Raw genomic sequence first — 22,453 nt, 5'->3', positions numbered from 1 at the left:
GCTCAATATTGATGTATCTGGAAATGTAATGAATTTATTCGAGGCAAGTGGTACGGTGCTATCTATGCAAAATTCATTTATATATTTAACTTTGTTTAGTTTTATTGTGACATATGTAGCGGCGTTCGTTGGAATAAAATTAGCTAAGAAATAGGGGGAGAGCATATTGAAGTTTTGTGGAACTTGTAAAAATCAGGTTGCAGACCATTTGAACTTTTGTCCTGAGTGTGGAAGTAAAATAGAAGAAATTGCTGATCAAACAGCTTCTTCTCATTCAGAAATGCGGAGAGAAAAAAGGCAAGTGAAAAGTAAGAAAAACATGTTTTTACTTATAGGTTTTGTCATTGTTGTTGCTATTTTGTTTGGTACATATAAATTCGGTGCAAGTAAGTTTTCGAAGGAAAAGCAAGTAAATGCAATGATCGAAGCATTCCAAAAGAAAGATGTGAATGCAATCGATGAGTTTTTGAAAGTAGACGATCCAAGCTTAAAAGTGAAGACAGAAGATATTAAAGCTTACATACGTTATTTAAAGGATAATCCTTCGTACAATAAAGCATTACTGTCTTATTTACAAAAAGAAACAGTAAATCAAAAGTTAGCAAGTGATAATGCATCTTTTAAAGATGGGCAAATTATAGAAGATGGGAAAGAGTGGTTCTTATATCCGAAGTATAAGTTCAGCATGAAATCTTATTACATGAGTGTTAGCACAACTGCAAAGAATGCTGAAATATATGTGAATGATAAAAAAGAAGCAGAGCTTTCTAGTGATAAAACCTCAAAAGAATTAGGTCCATACTTCCCAGGTGCTTATGTTGTAAAGGCGAAGGCGAAGACAGAACTTGCTGAATTAGAGACAGAAAAAGAAGTAGATCTAGCAGATGAAAAGAATGGGACAGTGGAAGTGAATTTGTCACTTGAAGGAAATTATGTAACCATTTCTTCCGATGAAAGCGAAGCAAATGTTTTTGTTAATGGTAAGAAACGTGGGAAATTAAGTTACGGTAGCTATAAACTTGGTCCTGTACCGACAGATGAAACGGTAGAAGTACATTTAGAGAAAAACACTGATTTTGGTGTCATTAAATCTGAAAGCATCAAAGTTGGAGACCAAAGCACATATTATTTAAGGTTCCCGAAAGAAGCTTCAAGCTCAGCAGTTGGTGACTTTGTACAAAATCATATTTATAATAACGTGCGTGCAATTGCATTAAATGATTTTAGCTTAATTGAAAATGATTATGATAAGAGCGGTAAATCGTATAAGGAAGACCGTGATTACTTGCAATATCTACACAAAAAAGGAATTACAGAAGATTTATTAACAATGGAAATTCGTAATGTAGAGCGTCAAAGTGCTACGAAATATAAAGTAACGACATATGAAGAGTACCATATTCGTTACGGTGATGGCTCTATTAAATTTAAGAGCTTTAATAATGACCATATTGTAACGGTTAATGGGAATGGCAAGATATTGTATCATTCTCTTGGTGCAAATAATACGTTGAAATCAGAAGAAGTATCTGGTCCGACTCGTTAATATGAGAGAGGCTGTTCATTTAGAACAGTCTCTTTTTTTAGGTAGCATGTCACCTATTCGGATTTTTCGACTAGGTGATATCCTTTTTAGCAATTAGAAGCGAGCTTCTTTTAATATCGCTTGTACATATGGATCTTGTAATATTTGTTCTATAATTGGTAACATGTTTTGTTTGAATGGAACGTCGATAGGAAACGGCTTTTGAGAGCCTGGTTTGATTCCATATTGCACAATTTTGTAATGTGTATTCTTTTCAGACTTGAGCACAATCAACTTATAGCGATTGTCATCGTTTGTGAGTGAAAAATCAATAGAAGTAGCGTCATATGTTGTTTCATCTTTATATATGTACGGTTTTGGTGTACCGACCCAGTCTACTTTTGCTTGTAAATTCATGAACATAACCTCCTTATATGTATTATATAAAAAATAAAAGCCAGCTCTCAATAAAGAGAACCGGCTGTAATTTAGCAGTCATTGGTTATTTTAAAATTTTCACTTTAACAGTTTTGCGTCCCCATTTTTGAGCAGCGCTATCTGATCCAAGTAGAATGTCGATACGGTTACCTTTAATTGCACCGCCAGTATCACCAGCGATAGCTTCTCCATAACCCTCTACCCATACTTTAGATCCTAATGGGATTACTTTCGGGTCAACAGCGATCATTTTCATGTTTGGGTTCGCTGTTAGGTCATGACCCATTGCAGTTAATACACGGCCGCCGTATGTGCCACCGTTTTCGCTCGGATGAGCTGTATATGCTGTAGCTACAACTGTTAACTCACGACCACCAGATGGTTCGCTAGTTTCAGCAGCTTTCACAGCAGGCTTAGTAGCCGTTTTTACTGGTGCAGGTGCTTGAGCTTGAGCTGGTGCTGCAGCTGCAGCTTTAGCAGGAGCAGGCGTTTCTTGTTTCTCAATAACAGGTGCTGTACCTGTTAAGAAAGGAACATGAACGTAAGCTGTTTTCCCGTTATATTCAAATTGTAACCACTCATTTTGTACTTGGTTCGTTGTTTCGATCATATCGTCTTTCTTAAGCGTTCCAAGAATTTCTGAGTTTGTGTTCGCTTCAGCACGTACATTTAATACGTTAGCTGTTACATAGTAAGAGCTTTTTGTAAACTCTGTACTTACGAATGCGTCTTTACCATCTAATTTGATTTGTGACCATCCGTTTTCTGTATTTTGAACATCTAATTTATGACCATTTAGTAATTTACCGACAACTTTTGATTCAGTAGTAGGGTTTTCTCGTACGTTTAGTACGTCTGTTGTTACAACAGTTTCTGCATTGGCAGATGAAGTGAAAATCCCAAGACCAAAAACTGCTGCTGTTGCTATACCAATTAATTTTTTCATGATAGCCTCCATTGCGTTTGTTTTCGTGTCCTCATTATAGCAACAGATTTTTTCGGATTTGGGGAAAACACACAATTACAAACCATTCGTAATAAGTCGTTAACACTTTGTAATATAGCTAGAATTAGAGGAAAGCGTTTTTCATTCCATATAATTAGTAGGTTTCTAGTTATATTCAAAATATTTAATACAACATGTTTTTTTCGGCGTAAATAAAAATATTACAAGGGTGTTACGTAATGATTACTATACAGTTACATTCCTTGAGTATTTTACCGTTTTATGGGTAATATAGTTATATAAACATAAACATCTCGTTTGTGAAGTTATAAACACGCGCTATATACTAGCAAAAAACCGCATAATTGTTACAAGAAGAAAGGGTTGTAAAGAATAAATCTGCCCTTTTTTAGAACTGTAACACATCCTTTTTGGGGAAAATCTCTCCCCATCCGCATTTTTCTCACGCAATTTGACAGTAGTATTCCTATCTTATAGCTCTTGCAGAGTGAAAAGGTTATACGGAAGGTAAGGCTGTCCATAAGAATTCTAATTGGTGAAGGCAAACTTGAGAGAGCCGAAAGAAAATCACCGCAAAACTATAGTTTTCTATCCGATTTAACATATCGGAATTTATGTTATTTACAAGAAATGAAACATACGAAGGGGGATTTGATGAGGAAACTGACGAAAACATTTATTGTCTCATTAACATTATGTATTGCATTTACACTTTGGGGGATTATTCCCGAATCTATTATTGGAAAAGGTAGCTTAGGAAATGTAACGACTGCAATTCAAGCTGCGCTAGTTAGTAAGTTTGGTTGGTTCTATATTATTTCCGTTTCTATTTTCTTAGGAATTGCTATTTTCTTAATTGTTTCTAAGTACGGTTCGATTCGTTTAGGTAAAGATGACGATGAACCTGATTATAGTTATATGACATGGTTTGCTATGTTATTTAGTGCCGGCATGGGAATTGGTTTGGTTTTCTGGGGCGTTGCAGAACCGTTGAATCATTTATACACACCTCCGTTTGGAGAGGGTGCAACTGAAGAGAGTGCACGTCTTGCACTTCGTTTCTCATTTTTCCATTGGGGATTACATCCGTGGGGATTATATGCACTTGTAGCATTATGTATTGCGTACTTTACGTTTAGAAAAGGAAGGGCAAGTACAATTAGTGCGACAGTGGGTCCGCTATTTAGGGGCGGTGAACATGGCCGTATTGCCCATATGTTTGATGTGCTAGCTGTATTTGCGACAGTATTTGGTGTGGCAACATCATTAGGACTCGGTGCAAAGCAAATTGCGGGTGGCGTTAGTTATTTAACATCCATTCCGAACACATTAACGACACAGTTAGTAATTATCGGAATTGTAACTGTTCTTTATATGCTATCTGCACAAACGGGACTCGATAAAGGAATTAAATATTTAAGTAATGCGAATATTATTTTAGCGTTTGCACTTATGATAATTGTATTATTTGCAGGTCCGACAAACTTTATTATGAATTATTTCACTTCAACAATCGGTTCATACATTCAAGAATTGCCAAGTATGAGTTTCCGTTTAAGTCCATTAAATGAAGGTGGAAATCAATGGATTCAGTCATGGACAATTTTCTACTGGGCATGGTGGATTGCATGGTCACCATTCGTAGGGACGTTCATTGCTCGTGTGTCACGTGGACGTACAATTCGTGAGTTTGTCATCGGTGTGTTACTCGTACCAACAATCATCGGTGCACTTTGGTTCTCTGTTTTCGGAGGAACGGGTATTCACATGGAATTGTTCGATGGAGCGAATATATATGACCAAATTAAAGAAATGGGTACAGAAGTAGGATTGTTTGCTATGTTAGACCAAATGGGCGGCATGGGGCCAGCTTTATCTGTCCTAGCTATTTTACTTATTTCAACATTCTTTATTACATCGGCAGATTCTGCTACGTTTGTTCTAGGGATGTTAACGACACATGGTAGTTTAAACCCACCAAATCGTATTAAAATGGTTTGGGGTATTGTTTTAGCAGTAATAGCTTCGACCTTATTGTATGTTGGTGGATTAGAGGCGTTGCAAACTGCGTCGATTATTGCGGCATTCCCATTTGTATTTGTTATTTTCTTTATGATTGCAGCGTTGTTTAAAGAACTGCAAAAAGAAGGGCGTACAAAGAAACATTAATAATAGAAGGAAAGGGGCTGATTTTATATCAGCTCCTTTTTAATGCACCTATTAGGAAAAGGGTGATATCAGCAGTTCGAAAAGGAAAATCGATATGTTTCGACAATATTCGATATTGTGTAAATTATGTTCATATTTTTGACAAAAATATGTCGGAAATGTGTTGTCACTTTTATGTATATGTGCTATATTATTTCCTGTAAGCGATTTCAAATAGTTTTAAATCGCATTCAAGGGGGACATCTAGAATAATGAAACGTTACGAAAGAAAGTGGAAGCATATTTGTTTGAAACGTGTGGCACATCGCAATGTCCAAGAAAGCACGGAACCTAAGACTGAAACGCGCAAAGAGCAGCAAGAAAAGCAACTGGTTCTACAAAAATAGCAATCACTTTTTCGTATATAAATGAAGGTCGATCGTTCGTTGGGGGATGGACGTGAAATTACTTTCAGCTAAGGGGTATTGTCTGATATATAGTATTACGGTAAAAAATAAGCACAGAGCTTACGGCGCTCTGTGCTTATTTTTTATTTCGTAAAAGCCCGATTGGTGAGGGCTAATAATCAGTGGGAAATGAATAACCCCCACTGATTAAAGTTTCACTTTATTTTTCCTTTTTAAATCGTACTGTTTTATCCCAGCCAATTACTTGTTTCTTGCTCTTTGCACGTAAGTAAAGAATGAGACTGCGAATAAACAAATACGTAAAGAGCTGTGCGTACGTAAAGTACATAATGACGCTTATGAAAATGTTGGTTGGTGTAAAGGTTCGTTCGACGCTCTGGGCACTAAATAATTGAGAAACGTATGTAATATATGCGACATACCACATAAATAGTAATGGAATGCTGTATTGAATTTGGAATATCCCGAGCAGTCCAATTACAAACCAAACGTTTGAAATGATTAAGAATAGCCAAAATACGACATATACTAAAACTTGCTGTAAGGAATGGACGAGTAGCTTTCCTTTAAAGAAGCTTAGCGAAGAAAACATTTTTTCTAAAATATATAAGTTTCCTTGAAGCCAACGTGTACGCTGTTTAATAAGAATTTTTAAATGTTCAGGTTCTTGTTCCCATGTAATCGATTCCGGGACGATTGGTAAGAGATAGCCTTTTTGCGTAATTCTCAATGTTAATTCGGCATCCTCTGCAATTGCATAAGGATCATAGCCGCCAAGTTCTTCTAATGTGGAACGACGAAGAAGCATGTTTGTTCCGGTCAGTGAGCCTGTTTGGAATAATAGCCAGCGTCCAGATTGCATCAGGAGTTGGAAAATCTGAAATTCTAATGAAATCATTCGTGTAAGCCAATTTCTCTTTTCATTTACTGTACGAACGTGTCCAACTGCACCAACGGCATCCTGGATGGTTTCAGCATGTTCTACGAGCATTCGCAGTGCATGTGGTTCAGGTTGATTATCTGCATCGTAAACACAGAAATATTCACCATCTGAAATGCTAAGACCGTAGTTTAATACACGTGATTTTCCTTTCGGTTCGCCAGGTGGTACACGAATGTGATGAATATGAGCATAAGCTTTGTCGAAATCATCGCCAATTTCAGGTGTTTCATCTTGAGAGTTATCGTTTAATAAATAAACGTTTAGTTTACCCGGGTATTCAATCTTTGCCATTGCTTCTAATGTATCTTTAATAACAACTCCTTCATTATGGGCAGGTATTAAAATATCTACACTTGGATAATGTTCTAGCGTACGATCTTTTCGTTTACTATTTCGATGAATTAAGCCCGCGAGTGTTAAGAGAGAGTAGTAAACGAGTAGGCCTGAGAATAGAAAGGCAGTAAAAATAAGTACATATTTGATTGAAAATGTGATGCTAATCCAAAATACGAGTACGCAGAACAGCAGGAATAAAAGGAGTATGACGAGTGTCATCATAATAATGTCTTTCCTTTTGTCGTGATTTGTTCTCGTTTTATTTTAATGTCTTGAATTGCTTCAGCAGCAAGCCATTGCTCCATTTTTGGTTGTAGACGGTTCATTACAATATCAGCACCAGTTTCATTTGTGTTTTGTAATAAAATGACTAATGTGTTGCTGTCATATCCAGCAGCAAGGTCAAAGTTAGTTCTTACTGTATCAACTAATAATGAAGCTACACGATCCATGACACTTTCCTTCGTATATTTACTAAAGGAAGTGAAATCAAAGAAAATAATAATGCCTGTTTCATTGCGGCGATTCATCGCAGTCTTTAATAATGCTTGTCGTCTTTCGAATTCTTGTCTTGTTAATAATTTGGATTCTCCAATGTATTGCTCAAGCACCCGCACTCGCTCAGTTAGCTCTCTATTTTTAAGGATAACCTTCTTTAATAAGTGGGTTGAGATATAAACAAGGAAGAAGTTAGCTGCCATCAGGAAGTGGGTAATGATGTATTCCCATTGATCTGATGTACTCCATAAGTAAAGCCACGCTTCATAAAATAAATAGAATACTGAAATAATCGTTCCCAGTATAAAGAAAATAAATGCTGTTTTATCAGCTAAAAATAGGAATAGTACATTTATGATGACATATATAATTGTAAAAATGAGTGCGTGCTCATATTTCGTCACATGTACAGTAGTAAAATAAAATAAAATTTGCAAAATCCACATAGAAAGGACTTTATAGGATTTATCTTTCACGAAACTTTCCTCCTTAAAGATGATTCATGCAGGATATTTGTAGTATGCACAATTATTAATAAATGGACCGTGTAGCTGGAATTCTTTTTTTAGAGTGTGACATCAAATAGTATTCCTTTCGTTGCAAAAAAAGATAAACAGACATACTAATTGTTGTAACATATAATCTAGATATAAATTGTTTAATATATTCGAAAAAAATATTTATAATATACAAAAAAAGTCTCCTCTTTAAAAGAGGAGACTTTTTTTGTATATTATAGGAACATCATACCTGCAACTGCTGCGTTTAAGAAGTTCGCTAGTGTACCAGCGATAACTGCTTTAATCCCTAATTGTGCAATTTGTTTACGGCGAGTAGGAGCTAATGTTCCTGTTACACCTAATTGAATTGCGATAGAAGAGAAGTTTGCAAAACCACAGATTGCGAATGTTAAAATCAGATTTGTTTTTGCAGAGAACTCTGCCATGTGAGGTCCTAAGTTTGCGTATGCAACGAATTCGTTGATTGCAAGTTTTTGACCGATAAAGCTTGCTGCTTGTATAGCTTCACCCGGTGAAACCCCGATTAAGATTGCAAATGGTGATAGTAAGTAACCGAAGATTAAATCAAGGCTAAGTTTAATATCGAACCAAGAACCAACCCATCCTAATAAGCCATTTAATAAAGCGATTAATGCGATGAAAGCCATTAACATTGCTGCTACGTTAATAACAAGTTGCATACCTTCAGATGCACCACGTGCAGCTGCATCGATAACGTTTGCGTCTTCACGTTCTGTAGAAAGTTCAACGTTATTATCTACTTTTTCTGTTTCTGGCATAATTAGTTTTGCAATTAGTAAACTTGATGGAGCTGCCATAATTGCTGCTGCTAATAAGTGTTCTAACGGAATTCCCATTGCTGCATAGCCGACAAGAACTGATCCGGCAACAGCTGTCATACCACTTACCATAATAGTGAAGAATTCACTGTTAGTTAAACGTGCTAAGTATGGTTTAATTAAAATTGGTGCCTCAGTTTGTCCTAAAAATACAGTTGTTACTGAGTTTAAACTTTCTGCTTTCGAAGTTCCAAGAAGTTTACTTAATGCGCCACCAACAATACTAACAAATTTCTGCATAATACCGAAATGATATAAGATTGCAACTAATGAACTAATAAATACAATTGGAAGTAGTGCTTGAATCACGAAGATAAATCCCCAAGGTCCTTTTGCGTTGACTAAATCCCCAGCAACGAACCTAATTCCCTCGTAAGAAAAATTAATTAATCCTTGAACACCGTCAGCAGCGTGTTTTAAAACTGCTTTTCCAGCATCCCATCGTAATACGATAAATGAAAATGACATTTGTAATGCTAGCGCGATTAAAATTGTGCGCCAATTAATAGCTTTGCGGTTGGAAGATAATAAGAAAGCGATTGCTAATACTCCAATCACGCCGCCAATTCCCCATAAAACATTCATGCAGTGTATGCTCCTTCCTCATAGTAAAAAAGTGTATAAACCAGTTGTCTATACTTTTGCGAATATAACATCTTAAGTAACTTATCATAATGGACATCGGAGGTCAAACGTCTAACGAAAAGTTTAAATAAAAAGAAAATTCTTTGAAAAAACACATATAAAATGAATTGACATGAAATAGGTTATGTTTTTTTGTAGAAATATATGCATTGTGATACGTTTCGGAAAAATTTTATAGAATATAGTGTATGAAATAGGAGAATGAACGCATAATTTTTGCGTAGAGAGAATGAAAGGGGATTACTATATTGAGCCCTTTAAAAAAGAGCCTTCTAGTAAACTAGAAGGCTCTGAAACTATCACTTAAGGTGCTTTTGTATACCCTAAGAAATGGCTTTTCCAATAAGAGTTGTTTAATGAAACGATTGCTACACCTTTATCTCCAGATTGGATAAACGATCCGCCGCCAAGGTAGATACCCATGTGAGAAGGACCTTTTTTATAAGTGTCTTTGAAATAAATTAAGTCACCTGGTTGTGGATTTGAAGTTTGTGGTAAGCTGCTCCAATATCCTGCAACGCTTTGGCGGCTAATGTTATGACCAAATTTCTTAAATACGTGATAGATGTAACCACTGCAGTCAACACCATTAGCAGAAGTACCGCCCCAAACGTATGGTACGCCTTGCATAGATTTCGCGTATGCAAGTAGAGAAGAACTGTCACCGCTATTATTGTTTGTATTATTGTTTTGATTGTTATTTTGGTTGTCGTTAGGCTTATTATCTACCGCGCCCCCAACTGGTGTTTTAGATAGGTAACGTGTTCCGATATAACCAGTTTGACCATTGTAGTTAATTTTGCTCCATCCAGAGTTTTCAGAGATTACTTGAACCTTCTGCCCTTGTGGAAGTGCGCCTATGATTCTATAATTTGTACCTTCGCCGCTACGTACGTTTAGTGCAGAAGCATTAATGTAGTAGTCGCCAATTGCACCTTGATCAGGTTGTTTTGGTTGTTCTGGTTGTTTCGGCTGTTCAGGAGTAGTAGTGCCACCTTTAACGAATTTTACAAATTCGCTACTAACATAGCCTGTTTTTCCTTGATAGTTTACTTTAAACCAGCCGTTTTCAGATCCAACCACGTTTAATGTTGTACCGTTTAGAACACCGCCAATTACACTATGGTAAGTAGCAGGGCCTGTACGAACACGTAAAGATGTTGCGTTAACAACGTAAGTACCGCCAGTTTGAACTGTTAAATTATCATTTTGTTCTTGTTTATTATCTTGTACGACGTTCTCGTTAGAGCCGCCTTTTGTTACGTAGTCTTTGCTTAAGTAAGCTGTTTGTCCTGCATAATTGATTTTGAACCAGTCTTGAACTTCGCCTACAACTTGTACTACTTGTCCTTTTTTCACAGAACCTATAGTTGTATGAGAAGTACTAGGACCTGTACGAACGCGAAGGGAAGATACGTTTACTGTATAGTTGCCACTTGCTGGTTTTACAGATTCTTGATTGTTGTTTGAAGAACCTGCATTAGAAGAAACACCAGATACGAATTCGCCACTTACATAGCCAACTTGTCCATTATGGTTGATTTTCACCCAACCATTTTCTTGGCCAATTACGTTTAATGTTTGTCCTTCATATACACGTCCTGAAACAGAACTAGAAGTGTTAGGAGCTGTGCGAACACGTAATACATCAGCAGTAACTTTATTGTTTCCACCTGTACTTACATTGTTATTTGTTTTTTCCCCATTTTTTGATACAAATTCACCGCTAACAAAGCCAGTTTGTCCATTATGGTTAATTTTGAACCAACCATTTTCTTCTCCAATTACGTTTAAAGTTTGACCATTATAAACGCGAGAGATGATGTCGTGAGAAGTACTTGATCCTGCACGAACATGTAGTACGCTAGCATTCACCGTATAAGATGAGCTGTTTGATGAGGAAGCTTGGACAGTTTGTGTAGCAGCTTTTTGTGTGTTTTGTTCAGGGGCAGCTTGAACGCTATCAAGTGTAGGTGCTGCTCCTCCTGCTACAGACACTGCCGCAAGACCGGCAAGGTATTTTTTCATAATTTGTCGATTCCTTTCTGTCTGTAATGTAGTGAAGAAATATTTACCAACTGTTAAAAATTCTAAAGAGCATGTCGATTACTGTCAAGACTTATGCGGGAATCTGAATATGACAAAAAGATTACAAGAAAAAATCAAGGTATAAATCTACACCTTGATTTTTATTTAAATACATATGTTGGATGTAGAAATAATAGAAATTATTCGTGTTTAAGAAGATGACATATTGGATTGTAACAAGCTTTGAGAAAAGGATTTTTGTAGCATTTTTGTGATAGGGCCAACTTGACCATCTTGAATTGCAGTTCCATCAAGGTGGGTCATCGGTAAAATTTCAATAGTCGTTCCCGTAAAGAAGCATTCATCTGCTTGATAAACATCGCGAACGCTGAACAGTTCTTCTTGTACAGGAATACGAAGGGTTTTCGCTAAGGAAAGGACATATTGACGAATAATACCATTTAAAATAAGGTGATTGGCTGGATGTGTGTAAAGAGTTCCATTTTTTATGAGAAAGAAATTAGAACAGCTACCCTCAGTTACAGTACCGTTTCGTACGAAAAGTGCTTCTTTACAACCTTTGCGTTCAGCTTTCGTAGCAGCTAATACATTGGGTAATAAATTTAAAGATTTGATATCACAGCGTAGCCAGCGCGTATCTGGTTCTGATATAGCACGTACACCATATTCAATCCATAAAGCTGGTCTTTCCTTCTTTGTAATATAGGCATAGATTGTCGGAGGGACGTCATATGAGAATGCATGGGTACGGGCTTGTACACCACGAGATACTTGCAAATAAATAGTACCATCTTCGTGGAAATTATTACTTTCAATTAGTTTGTAAAGTAGGATAATAAGCTCTGCTTTTGAGAAAGGAAGTGATAATTCTATTTCTTCCATGGAGCGATATAACCTTGTGATATGCGGATCTAATAAGTGGAAGTTCCCTTTATATAGGCGAATAACCTCATAGACACCATCTCCAAACTGCAAGCCTCTTTCTTCAAGTTCTATGTACGCGCTATGTTTTGTTGTATCAATAACTGCATCATTCCATAGTACAAATTTTTCGTATGCCAATTTTCGTCCCATCCTTTCGTTAGTACATGAATAAAAAGCACTCTAATTATTTTTATGTGAGCAATTCTCTTCATATGACGTATATGTATTTGAAAATTATAGAGAAGTAGTGGTGATTTACAGCATTTTGTATATACAAATTCGAAAATGAGAAATAAGAATCCTGCTTTTTGAAATAAAAAAAGCAACATTCGTATTGAATGCTGCACAAGGAGGGTAGCTATCTTTCGTAGGGACATCGTCTTATTAAAAGTTTTAGTAAGACAATCATAAGAAAGTTGAAAACAAATGGTGCACATATTTCTCTAAGGGATCTTATTGCAGATGAGAGATAAGAAATATGTGAAACCTCGTTTACATATTTTATTATAAAGATACTTCATTAATGTAGTGTAAATATTCGGTGAAGGTTATGTGATTTTAAAGTTAATGAATTAGGAGAGGAAGGATAGCAGAAAATAAAAAAGAGGCTGAGATTACTCAGCGCTCTTCTTTTCTTCTTTAATAGCTGTTTTTACTTCACCAGTTTTGATTTTATTGCTTTCAGAGAAGCGAAGTAAGTCGCCTTCAATGATTTTGTCTGACATGTTTAATTCATTATGTGCACGATCAATAAGTGGTTGAGCTTCTTCTTTTGGTAATTGCAGAACTTCACCAGTGTGGCGATCGTAGAATGTACTGTTTGTGTACATATACTTATCTGTAATGAAACTACCGTCACGAAGAACAACAAATCCTGTATTATCTGGTGAGAATACGTCATGACCGAATTGAATTTGATTCGTAGAATCTACACCAAGTAAGTTTAGAATTGTTGGTTTAATGTCAATTTCACCAGTTGGTTTTGAAATTGTTTTACCTTCTTTTTGACCTGGAACGTGAATAAACATCGGTGTTTTTTGTAAGTTCATATGGTCAAATGTAGTAATTTCTTCTTTTCCTAAGAACTGTGCCATTGCACGGTTATGGTTTTCAGAAATACCATAATGGTCACCGTAGAATACGATCACAGAGTTGTCGTAGATGCCTTCAGCTTTTAGACGCTCAATAAAGTGTTTCATTGCTTCGTCTAAATAACGAGCAGTTACCATGTAACGGTCAAATACGCCATCGCCTGAATTGTATTCGTCGATTAATTTCGTACTGTCATCATAAGTGAATGGGTAATGGTTTGTTAAAGTAAGGAAACGAGTATAGAACGGTTGCTTCACTTCTTTTAACATATCGATAGACTGATCGAAGTATTCGATATCTTTTAGTCCCCAGTTTAGTTTTGTTTCTGGCGTAATCTTGTAGTCAAGTTCGTTGTAGTAACGATCATAACCAAGTGCCGGATACATAATGTTACGGTTCCAGAATGTTGCGTTGTTTGCGTGGAATACTGATGTGTGATACCCTTGCTGACGCAAAATCTCTGGAGTTGCTGTATATTCGTTGTTACCGTGTGTGAAGAATACAGCACCACGGTCTAGTGGATATAATGAAGTATCTACTAAGAATTCAGCATCAGATGTTTTACCTTGACCAGTTTGATGGTAGAAGTTATCGAAGTAATAACTTTCTTTCGCAAATTGGTTTAAGAATGGTGTAACTTCTTGTCCGTTAACTTGCGCACCAATTAAGAATGTTTGTAATGATTCAAGAGAGACAACAATTACGTTTTTCCCTTTTGCAGTACCAAACATATTTGGATCTGGTTTACTTTGTGTTGTTTTCACATAGTTTTCTGCTTCTTGCAATTTACTACTATCAGCAAACGCTTTTTGTGAACTTGATTTTGCTTGTAAGCCAAGATCGTATGCTTGGTGTACATATAATCCTAAGTTTTTAACAAGCATAACGCGGTCGAATGAACGTGTTAATAGTTCTGGACGCTCAGCTTCTGCAAATCCTAGGTTTACGAAGAAAATAGCAATTGTTGACACGAAGTATAGGGAACGCATCGGACGTGCTACACGCTCTGTCGGTGCAAAATTTTTCTTCTTCTTCAATAGAACGAAGAATACGATAATATCCGCAAATGCAAGGATGATTTTGAAGTTAAATAATTCTTTCACACTAGAACCTAAACTTCCGAAATTAGATGTTTGTCCTAGTACTGGTAAAGTAACGAAGTCATTGTAGAATCCGTAGAACATTACGTTACCAACAAGGATAAACGTTAAGATAAAGTTGATTCCTAGTGCTATATAGTTACGTTTTTTCCCTTTTGCAAATAATGCAAGACCCACAAACAGTAATGATGCTGCTAATGGACTAATGAATAAAATGAATTCTTGCATAAAAGATTCAAGTTTTAAATCGAAGCTAGTGCGTGTAATGATGTAGGTTTTTAGCCATACGGCCAAAGCTACGAATAAAGTGAAACGCACATTTTGAAATTGTGATTTCATGGTTTCTTTCATTCATTTCCACCCTTTCTCTATCAGGCTTGGTCGATTTTGGAGCGAAAAATGTTAAAATAAAAAATACATAGTTTTCTTGGCCATAATTAGAGTTTCTATATTCACCCATATACGACTTTAACTATGCATACCCTTTTTGGTTTCTTGTGCTGCTCATAAGCATAACGTCATTTCTGTATTATACAACAAAATTCATTTCTGAGAAACACTATAACATCTTACATTTTTTGTATGTTATTTGTCACTACCAGAGAAAACTTTAACATTCGTTTATATGCTCGTCAACTAGAAAATATAATAAATATAGAAAAGAATGTTAGGTGGAATCGAAAATTTTAAGGTTGAGAAATATGAAATGCAAAGCTTAAATTGGCTTTCTAGAAAACTATTATATGAAGGGAAATACGAGAAAATAAACGAACACTTGTTCTTTTTGAGTTTGTTTGTTACAATGAAATTTATTGATAAATTTTGTGTAATTTTGATGAACTTTTACTGATAACATAAAGTAGCTTATTTCTTTTGAAAATAGGGAGGCTTTTAAATGAAACAAAAATTTTCAGTGGAGGCGTTTTGGAAGAAAATAAAACATGTTGCAAAGCAAGCTGGTCAGTCTGTAATTTATGTAAGTTTATTGTTGTTTTACGTTTTGCAAAGACCGGATGTTCCAAAACGAGTGAAAATTATTGTAATTGGAGCACTTGCTTATTTTATTGCACCGATTGATGCAATCCCAGATTTCATTGCGGGAATTGGTTATACGGATGATTTAGGTGCGTTAACGGCCGCACTATTACAAGTATCGTTATACGTAAATGAAGATGTGAAAGATAAGGCACGAGTGAAGTTGGCAGAATGGTTTGATTCGGAGATAGACACATCATTTATCGATCAAAAATTAGATCAATAGGTGAGAACTGTCATATGGTGACAGGGCGAACGTAAGCGAGGAAGTGCATTATGCCATCAGGAAAAACGCATACGAAAATAAACTTAATATCTCTTCCAGTTGTTTTGTTTATGCTCTTTTCGTATGGATTAACAAATTTTGATTTTTTATTAACTTTTGCAATTGGCTTCTTAGTAGGTACTTCATTTTTAACACCGGATTTAGATACGTATAGCAATGCGTATAATAAATGGGGATTCCTCCGCATTTTTTGGTATCCATATAGGAGCGTAATGCCCCATCGTTCCTTCTTCACACATACGATTATAATTGGTGATATTATTCGTATTGCATACATGTTAATCGTGTTTTCTCCGTTTTTATTCCTATTAAATGTAATCGCACTCGATGGAAATTTAATAGAAATTGCGAAGAAACATGAGGTTGAAATTGTAACGTTCGTAATGGGCATTGTAGTGGCGAGTACGCTCCACATTATAGCGGATAAAGTGAACACACGCCGAAAGAAAATGATGAGAAAAAAGAAGAAACGCAGAAGATAAAGAAACCGTCCCAAAAGGTATTTTGGGACGGTTTTTTTCTTATTAATAGGTAGGTTATGCTTGTCGCATCGCCGATAAAACTTCATTTATCATCATGCGACAGTTTCTTTTTAATCAAACGTTTGTTTCAAGTTAAGCTTTCAGTACTTTAATACCTTTTACGATGTTCCAAATGAAGTAGTATAAGCTAATGATTCCGCAAATACATAAGACAATCATTGCGCCAATTCCAAGTGTTACATCTGCCTGATCAGATCCGATGCCCATAATTCCTAAAATAGTTAAGCCAATAAATGTAGCGATACTTGGGATAATGTGTGTCCATAGCGCACGTTTTGCATGTGGTTTTGTTTCAGCATCGCCCACAATCCACACGATAATTGGGAATAAGATAGGGGCAAATAGTACACTAAAGTATGATAAAGCAGCTAGTATTTTGTTTCCGTTCATATATATCACCTCATAAATAATGTCCGTTGTTATACTATTATTATGCAATAATTTTTGCAAGCTTACTATCGATGAACATTACAAGAACGTGACGATTTTGTAAGATTTTCGCATTAAATAATATAATTTTCAAAAAAATCTTTTTTAATGGAAAGTGATGTGATAAAGTATAAATGGAAATAGATGAAAACGTTTTCTCAAACGTTTTTTATTTTTAGACTTAAAGGTATGATGACCTGATAGTCTATTGATGGGGTTATGTTTATTTAAAAGGGGATTATTGAGGGGGAGAGAACAATGAACACATGGACACAAGTTTATGATCCGTTCGGGAACATTTGGATTTCTGCAGCGGTCGCACTTATTCCGATTATCTTTTTTTTCTTAGCTTTAGCAGTTTTCCGCATGAAGGGGTATGTGGCAGGATTTATTACAGTTGTACTTACAATTTTGGTGGCGTTATTTGCATATAAAATGCCATTCACAATGGCAATGGCAGCGACGGGATACGGTTTCTTATACGGATTATGGCCAATTGCGTGGATTATTATTATGTCAGTATTTTTATATAAAATTTCCGTGAAAACAGGTCAATTTGATGTTATTCGTGCATCTGTATTATCAATTACGAATGACCATCGTTTACTTGTTATTTTAATCGGTTTTTCATTTGGAGCATTTTTAGAAGGGGCAGCAGGATTTGGTGCACCAGTAGCGATTACGGCAGCACTTCTTGCAGGTCTTGGCTTAAATCCTTTATATGCGGCTGGTCTTTGTTTAATCGCAAATACTGCACCAGTAGCATTCGGAGCGATGGGAATTCCGATTACAGTAGCTGGACAAGTAACTGGTATTGATCCGCATAAAATCGGGCAAATGGCTGGACATCAATTACCGTTCTTATCATTATTTGTTCCGTTCTTTATCGTATTTTTAATGGATGGATTTAAAGGGGTAAGACAAACATGGCCTGCTCTATTTGTAGCGGGTAGTTCATTTGCAATTACACAGTTTATTACAGCGACATTTTTAGGACCAGAACTTCCTGATATTACGTCAGCACTTGTAAGTTTAGTGAGTTTATCTCTATTCTTAAAAGTTTGGCAGCCGAAAGAAATTTATCAATCTAAAGAAGCGAATAGTGAAGTAGCTGCGGCGACGACGGTGACATCTATGCCGAAACTAACAGTAGGAAAAGTCGTAAAAGCATGGTCTCCGTTCATTATTTTGACTGTGATGGTAGTCATTTGGATCCAAAGTTTCTTTAAAGCGTTATTTGCTCCGGGCGGTGCTTTAGAAAGTCTTGTGTTTAAGTTTGAAGTTCCGGGCTTGCACAATTTAGTAATGAAAGCAGAGCCGATAGTAAATAAACCAACGCCGTATGAAGCAATCTTGAAATTAGATATTTTATCAGCGACGGGAACAGCAATTTTAATTGCTTGTATCATTTCTATCTTTATTTTGAAAATGAGTGCAAAAGATGCAGTAGTAACATTTAAAGAAACGTTAAACGAACTGAAGATGCCAATTCTATCTATCGGATTCGTATTAGGATTCGCATTTATCGCAAACTATTCTGGTCTATCTTCTACATTAGCGTTAGCACTTGCTGGAACTGGCGGACTATTCCCGTTCTTCTCACCGTTCTTAGGTTGGATTGGGGTATTCTTAACAGGGTCTGATACGTCAGCGAACGCACTGTTCTCGAATTTACAAGCGATTACAGCACAGCAAATTGGCGTGCCTGAAGTGCTTCTCGTTGCAGCAAATACAACGGGCGGTGTAACAGGAAAAATGATTTCTCCGCAATCGATTGCAATTGCTTGTGCGGCAGTTGGACTTGCTGGAAAAGAATCAGATTTATTCCGCTTTACAGTGAAGCATAGTTTGTTCTTCGTAATTATTGTTGGTATTATGACGTATGTTCAAGCATATTATTTAACGTGGATGATTCCATAAAGTGAAACTTTAATCAGTGGGGGTTTTGTTCATCCCCCACTGATTATTAGTTGAACCAATCGGGCTTTTACGGGCAGTTGATCCCCACCTAACTTCTTTGCTTCCGCTGAATTTTGAGGTGGGGTCTTACGGCCCGTTAATGCGGGATAAACAACAAAAGAAATAAACTTTGCATTTTTCAGATTATCGTGTATGATGGGAAAGTATTGAAAATTAAATCAGTGATAAACTAGGGGTGCCTAACGTATGCGTAGGCTGAGAGAGAAGCGCGTGATCTTCTTAACCCTTTGGACCTGATCTGGCTCGTACCAGCGTAGGGAAGTTAACGGCTTTACATAATGATGTCTTTTATGAGCCAGGTCCTTATTTTTTTATGGACCTGGCTCTTTTTATTTTGGCATACGCTGGCCATATCTCGTCCTTGTCACGTACAGGGGGGCAACATAAGTTATGAAACAATCTGTTTCAGCTGAGCAAATTGAATTGAAATCGAGTTTACCAGGAAGTAAGAAAGTATATGTGGATGGACCACGCGAAGGTATGAAAGTGCCGATGCGTGAGATTGAACAAAGCGACACAAACGGCGTTCCGAATCCGCCGATTCGTGTGTATGATACGAGCGGTCCTTATACAGATCCTGCGTATAAAGTGGAGCTGGAAAAGGGGTTGCAGGCGCCACGCCACTCTTGGATACTGGAGCGTAGTGATGTAGAAGCATACGAAGGGCGCGAAGTGAAACCAGAGGATGACGGTGTAAAGGTGGCTTCGAAACATACACCTGTTTTCCCGCAAATGGATCGCAAACCGCTTAAAGCGAAGCAAGGTGCAAATGTTACGCAAATGCACTATGCGCGTAATGGTATCATTACGTCTGAGATGGAATATGTTGCGATTCGTGAAGGAGTAGAGCCTGAGTTTGTTCGTAAGGAAATCGCGGAAGGTCGCGCTATTTTACCAGCGAATATTAACCATCCAGAAGCAGAGCCGATGATTATCGGACGTAACTTCCACGTGAAGGTCAATGCAAATATCGGAAACTCTGCTGTATCGTCTTCTATTGCAGAAGAAGTAGAGAAGATGACGTGGGCAACGCGCTGGGGTGCAGATACGATTATGGATTTATCTACAGGTAAAAACATTCATACGACGCGTGAGTGGATTATTCGTAATGCACCTGTACCAGTTGGCACAGTGCCGATTTATCAAGCGCTTGAAAAAGTAAATGGAATTGCAGAAGATTTAACGTGGGAAGTGTATCGTGATACGTTAATTGAGCAGGCGGAGCAAGGCGTTGATTACTTTACGATTCACGCTGGCGTATTACTTCGTTACATTCCGATTACTGCAAAGCGTACGACAGGTATTGTTTCGCGTGGTGGTTCGATTATGGCGCAGTGGTGTTTATTCCATCATAAAGAAAACTTCCTATATACTCATTTTGAAGAGATTTGTGAAATTATGAAGCAGTACGATGTTTCGTTCTCTCTTGGAGATGGATTACGTCCAGGTTCGATTGCAGATGCAAATGACGAAGCACAATTCTCTGAGCTTGAAACGCTTGGTGAATTGACGAAAATTGCTTGGAAACATGATGTGCAAGTGATGATTGAAGGACCTGGGCATGTGCCGATGCATTTAATTAAAGAGAATATGGAGAAAGAACTTGATATTTGTCAGGGCGCGCCGTTCTATACACTTGGACCGTTAACGACAGATATCGCACCAGGTTATGACCATATTACATCAGCAATTGGAGCTGCGATGATTGGTTGGTTTGGAACGGCGATGCTTTGTTATGTAACGCCGAAAGAACATTTAGGATTGCCGAATAAGGATGATGTCCGCGAGGGTGTTATTACGTACAAAATTGCAGCACATGCGGCTGATCTTGCGAAAGGGCACAAAACGGCTCATCAGCGTGATGATGCACTTTCAAAAGCTCGTTTTGAATTCCGTTGGCGCGATCAATTTAATTTATCTTTAGATCCTGAACGTGCGATGGAATATCACGATGAAACATTGCCAGCAGAAGGCGCGAAAACGGCTCATTTCTGTTCTATGTGTGGACCGAAGTTTTGTAGTATGAGAATTTCACATGATATTCGTGAATATGCGAAAGAAAATGATTTAGAAACGACAGAAGCAATTGAAAAAGGAATGAAAGAGAAAGCGGAAGAATTTAAAGAAACTGGTAGTCATTTATACCAATAACACGTTACACCTCTTTACTTGATTGATCACACTGTAGTACCTAACTTAAATATAGAAGAAGCCCGCTTTGCTAAGACGGTAGCAAAGCGGGCTTCTGTCGTTTATAAGGCGAAGAAGAGGTGTACCCAGTAGTATAAGAGGAATAATGTGACGACTGTTGTGAGAGGAATAACGATAAGGGATACACTTAAATAGTCTTTCCATTTTACTTTAATTTTGTTTCAGGATATACATCCAAATGAGGGAAGCTAGCGTACCGATTGGTAATAATAGTGAACCGATGTCACTACCAATAATGTTTGCGAGGTAGATAGTTTTTAATGTGACTGGGTCTAGTCCCATTTCCGTTAATGTGATTGTACCAATCATAAGTGCAGGGTGGTTATTGAAGACGTTAGAGAGGAGGGAGACGAGTCCGCCCATTGCAAAGCTAGCATAGAGTAGATGTTGACTTACAAGTGGCTCGAGCCAGTGAACAAGCGCCGCTGTTAACCCTGCGTTGTGAAGCCCGTAAATAATGACATACATAGAGAATGCGAAAATTAAAATGTGCCACGGTGTCTTTTTCAAAATATCGACAGGGTTTGTTCGTAAGTAGTACCATCTCCAGATGAGAAGAACGAGTGAACCGAGTACGGCAACAATTTCGATTGGAATCGATAAGAAGGATGCAACGAATAGAAGACAGCGCATAAGGAAGACGAAGCCTAATACTTTTAACATGAATTTTGTACGTTTTTGTTTTGTATCAACAGAATTTTTTCCTTTTAACGGATGGAAGTTTTTTCTTTAAAACTGTATACATGAGCCATGACATAAACAATAATCCTAATGTTGCAGGTACAAACATCATAGCAGTATGCATATAAAGAGTCATATGGACGATGTTTAATGCGATTAAGTTTACGATATTACTTACACCGATTGGTGCACTAGATGCAGTAGCGATTAAAGCGCCACTTAATAAATAAGGAATTTGTTGATGAGGCTTTAATTGAAGATTTCTCAGAAGAAGAATTAAAATTGGAGTTGTAATCAAAATACTACCGTCATTATTAAATAAAAGAGTCATAAGGAAGCATAGTAATTGAATATACCAGTATAGGCGGTGTCCGGAACCTTTCGCTAAATTTGCGAGTTTTGCTGCAGCCCAATGGAAGAAGCCGAAGCTTTCTAATATAACTGCCATAACGATGGTCGCTAATATCGTTATGGAGGCGCCTCCAATTTTACTTATAATGTCCATGACATCTGGCTTTGATACAAGTCCAGTAATGAGGATAATACCAGCGCCGATTGCTGCCGGCCACGCCTCATTTAAACCACGAGGTCGCCAAAAGATAACAATCATCGTTAAGAAGAATACAATAATAGTAATCCATATTTCAATGCTCATATTTAACCTACCTTTCTATTTTCCCTTGAAAATGTAGCTTGTCTCAAGTTTATATTGGTAGTATATTCAGCAGGAAATAAGAAGAACTAGACATATAATGGAATAGAGTGAATATGTGTTTTGTGAGCTATAGGACAAGTATCAGTGGTAGTGTAATAACTATTAGGATAGACGTCTAATA

General features: G+C 37.1%; 16 protein-coding genes, 2 pseudogenes and 1 riboswitch. Of the genes and pseudogenes, 8 read left to right on the top strand and 10 right to left on the bottom strand.

Annotated elements, in window-relative coordinates; genetic code table 11:
• Positions 1–7 precede the first annotated feature (7 nt).
• Both LUS72_RS25940 and LUS72_RS25935 read left to right on the top strand, forming a co-directional pair.
• Positions 8–154 (top strand): annotated as a pseudogene (locus LUS72_RS25940) (zinc ribbon domain-containing protein); the annotation flags it as partial.
• Between the two features lie 12 nt (positions 155–166).
• The gene (locus LUS72_RS25935) at positions 167–1,546 is read left to right on the top strand and encodes a zinc ribbon domain-containing protein (RefSeq protein WP_264448443.1); all 1,380 of its coding nucleotides are present in this window, start codon (positions 167–169) and stop codon (positions 1,544–1,546) included.
• A 93-nt stretch (positions 1,547–1,639) separates the two neighbouring features.
• Here LUS72_RS25935 and LUS72_RS25930 read toward each other — a convergent pair whose 3' ends face one another.
• Entirely contained in the window at positions 1,640–1,942 is a 303-nt protein-coding gene (locus LUS72_RS25930; protein ID WP_264448442.1) for a DUF3910 family protein, read from the bottom strand.
• An 85-nt stretch (positions 1,943–2,027) separates the two neighbouring features.
• Positions 2,028–2,909: a cell wall-binding protein EntA gene (locus LUS72_RS25925; RefSeq protein WP_264448441.1), complete on the bottom strand. Its 882-nt coding sequence runs from the start codon at positions 2,907–2,909 to the stop codon at positions 2,028–2,030.
• 675 nt (positions 2,910–3,584) lie between these two features.
• Here LUS72_RS25925 and opuD point away from each other — a divergent pair.
• Positions 3,585–5,099: a glycine betaine transporter OpuD gene (gene opuD, locus LUS72_RS25920; RefSeq protein WP_097832405.1), complete on the top strand. Its 1,515-nt coding sequence runs from the start codon at positions 3,585–3,587 to the stop codon at positions 5,097–5,099.
• Between the two features lie 251 nt (positions 5,100–5,350).
• Positions 5,351–5,485, top strand: a complete 135-nt coding sequence (locus tag LUS72_RS25915; protein WP_000833065.1) for a hypothetical protein — start codon at positions 5,351–5,353, stop codon at positions 5,483–5,485.
• Between the two features lie 220 nt (positions 5,486–5,705).
• Here the strand turns inward: LUS72_RS25915 and LUS72_RS25910 are convergent, their stop codons facing one another.
• The 6 genes from LUS72_RS25910 to LUS72_RS25885 form a co-directional block, all read right to left on the bottom strand.
• On the bottom strand, positions 5,706–7,007 hold the full coding sequence (locus LUS72_RS25910) for a glycosyltransferase family 2 protein (protein ID WP_097832404.1): 1,302 nt from the start codon (positions 7,005–7,007) through the stop codon (positions 5,706–5,708).
• Entirely contained in the window at positions 7,004–7,759 is a 756-nt protein-coding gene (locus LUS72_RS25905; RefSeq protein ID WP_264448440.1) for a diguanylate cyclase domain-containing protein, read from the bottom strand. The genes LUS72_RS25910 and LUS72_RS25905 overlap by 4 nt, the downstream gene beginning before the upstream one ends.
• A 257-nt stretch (positions 7,760–8,016) precedes the next feature.
• Positions 8,017–9,228, bottom strand: a complete 1,212-nt coding sequence (locus LUS72_RS25900) for a NupC/NupG family nucleoside CNT transporter (protein ID WP_001101995.1) — start codon at positions 9,226–9,228, stop codon at positions 8,017–8,019.
• A 363-nt stretch (positions 9,229–9,591) separates the two neighbouring features.
• On the bottom strand, positions 9,592–11,316 hold the full coding sequence (locus LUS72_RS25895; protein ID WP_264448439.1) for a C40 family peptidase: 1,725 nt from the start codon (positions 11,314–11,316) through the stop codon (positions 9,592–9,594).
• Positions 11,317–11,526: 210 nt separating this feature from the next.
• Positions 11,527–12,411 carry a D-amino-acid transaminase gene (locus tag LUS72_RS25890; RefSeq protein WP_097832401.1) on the bottom strand — a complete coding sequence of 295 codons (885 nt, stop codon included), beginning with the start codon at positions 12,409–12,411 and terminating at the stop codon, positions 11,527–11,529.
• A gap of 464 nt (positions 12,412–12,875) precedes the next feature.
• The gene (locus LUS72_RS25885) at positions 12,876–14,804 is read right to left on the bottom strand and encodes an LTA synthase family protein (RefSeq protein ID WP_097832400.1); all 1,929 of its coding nucleotides are present in this window, start codon (positions 14,802–14,804) and stop codon (positions 12,876–12,878) included.
• A 544-nt stretch (positions 14,805–15,348) separates the two neighbouring features.
• Here LUS72_RS25885 and LUS72_RS25880 point away from each other — a divergent pair.
• Together LUS72_RS25880 and LUS72_RS25875 are read left to right on the top strand one after the other, a co-directional pair.
• Positions 15,349–15,714, top strand: a complete 366-nt coding sequence (locus LUS72_RS25880; RefSeq protein WP_097832398.1) for a YkvA family protein — start codon at positions 15,349–15,351, stop codon at positions 15,712–15,714.
• Between the two features lie 50 nt (positions 15,715–15,764).
• Positions 15,765–16,256 (top strand): metal-binding protein, encoded by a 492-nt coding sequence (locus tag LUS72_RS25875; protein ID WP_097832397.1) that lies wholly within the window; start codon positions 15,765–15,767, stop codon positions 16,254–16,256.
• A 132-nt stretch (positions 16,257–16,388) separates the two neighbouring features.
• On the opposite strand, the gene LUS72_RS25870 is transcribed toward LUS72_RS25875, so the two are convergent.
• A complete protein-coding gene (locus LUS72_RS25870) occupies positions 16,389–16,706 on the bottom strand; it encodes a magnetosome magnetite crystal formation protein family (protein WP_097832396.1) in 318 nt (105 codons plus the stop codon).
• A 297-nt stretch (positions 16,707–17,003) separates the two neighbouring features.
• Here LUS72_RS25870 and lldP point away from each other — a divergent pair, with 297 nt between their 5' ends.
• Complete coding sequence (gene lldP, locus LUS72_RS25865) at positions 17,004–18,665, top strand: L-lactate permease (RefSeq protein ID WP_264448438.1); 1,662 nt, start codon at positions 17,004–17,006, stop codon at positions 18,663–18,665.
• A 221-nt stretch (positions 18,666–18,886) separates the two neighbouring features.
• A riboswitch (TPP riboswitch) is annotated at positions 18,887–19,002 on the top strand.
• A 113-nt stretch (positions 19,003–19,115) separates the two neighbouring features.
• A complete protein-coding gene (thiC, locus tag LUS72_RS25860; protein ID WP_264448437.1) occupies positions 19,116–20,876 on the top strand; it encodes a phosphomethylpyrimidine synthase ThiC in 1,761 nt (586 codons plus the stop codon).
• A gap of 101 nt (positions 20,877–20,977) precedes the next feature.
• On the opposite strand, the pseudogene LUS72_RS25855 reads toward thiC, so the two are convergent.
• Positions 20,978–22,272 (bottom strand): annotated as a pseudogene (locus LUS72_RS25855) (arsenic transporter).
• Positions 22,273–22,453 lie beyond the last annotated feature (181 nt).

Origin of the sequence: Bacillus cereus, assembly GCF_025917685.1 — a bacterium.
Lineage (GTDB): Bacteria > Bacillota > Bacilli > Bacillales > Bacillaceae_G > Bacillus_A > Bacillus_A cereus_AT.
The sequence above is the reverse complement of the archived record's forward strand: the minus strand, read 5'-3'. Positions and strand labels throughout refer to the sequence as shown.

What these genes read in the sequence shown, in the direction of transcription:
- LUS72_RS25930 (WP_264448442.1), bottom strand. Translation starts at nt 1,942, where the DNA reads ATGAATTTACAAGCAAAAGTAGACTGGGTCGGTACACCAAAACCGTAC.
- LUS72_RS25925 (WP_264448441.1), bottom strand. Translation starts at nt 2,909, where the DNA reads ATGAAAAAATTAATTGGTATAGCAACAGCAGCAGTTTTTGGTCTTGGG.
- opuD (WP_097832405.1), top strand. Translation starts at nt 3,585, where the DNA reads ATGAGGAAACTGACGAAAACATTTATTGTCTCATTAACATTATGTATT.
- LUS72_RS25915 (WP_000833065.1), top strand. Translation starts at nt 5,351, where the DNA reads ATGAAACGTTACGAAAGAAAGTGGAAGCATATTTGTTTGAAACGTGTG.
- LUS72_RS25910 (WP_097832404.1), bottom strand. Translation starts at nt 7,007, where the DNA reads ATGATGACACTCGTCATACTCCTTTTATTCCTGCTGTTCTGCGTACTC.
- LUS72_RS25900 (WP_001101995.1), bottom strand. Translation starts at nt 9,228, where the DNA reads ATGAATGTTTTATGGGGAATTGGCGGCGTGATTGGAGTATTAGCAATC.
- LUS72_RS25895 (WP_264448439.1), bottom strand. Translation starts at nt 11,316, where the DNA reads ATGAAAAAATACCTTGCCGGTCTTGCGGCAGTGTCTGTAGCAGGAGGA.
- LUS72_RS25890 (WP_097832401.1), bottom strand. Translation starts at nt 12,411, where the DNA reads ATGGGACGAAAATTGGCATACGAAAAATTTGTACTATGGAATGATGCA.
- LUS72_RS25885 (WP_097832400.1), bottom strand. Translation starts at nt 14,804, where the DNA reads ATGAAAGAAACCATGAAATCACAATTTCAAAATGTGCGTTTCACTTTA.
- LUS72_RS25880 (WP_097832398.1), top strand. Translation starts at nt 15,349, where the DNA reads ATGAAACAAAAATTTTCAGTGGAGGCGTTTTGGAAGAAAATAAAACAT.
- LUS72_RS25875 (WP_097832397.1), top strand. Translation starts at nt 15,765, where the DNA reads ATGCCATCAGGAAAAACGCATACGAAAATAAACTTAATATCTCTTCCA.
- LUS72_RS25870 (WP_097832396.1), bottom strand. Translation starts at nt 16,706, where the DNA reads ATGAACGGAAACAAAATACTAGCTGCTTTATCATACTTTAGTGTACTA.
- lldP (WP_264448438.1), top strand. Translation starts at nt 17,004, where the DNA reads ATGAACACATGGACACAAGTTTATGATCCGTTCGGGAACATTTGGATT.
- thiC (WP_264448437.1), top strand. Translation starts at nt 19,116, where the DNA reads ATGAAACAATCTGTTTCAGCTGAGCAAATTGAATTGAAATCGAGTTTA.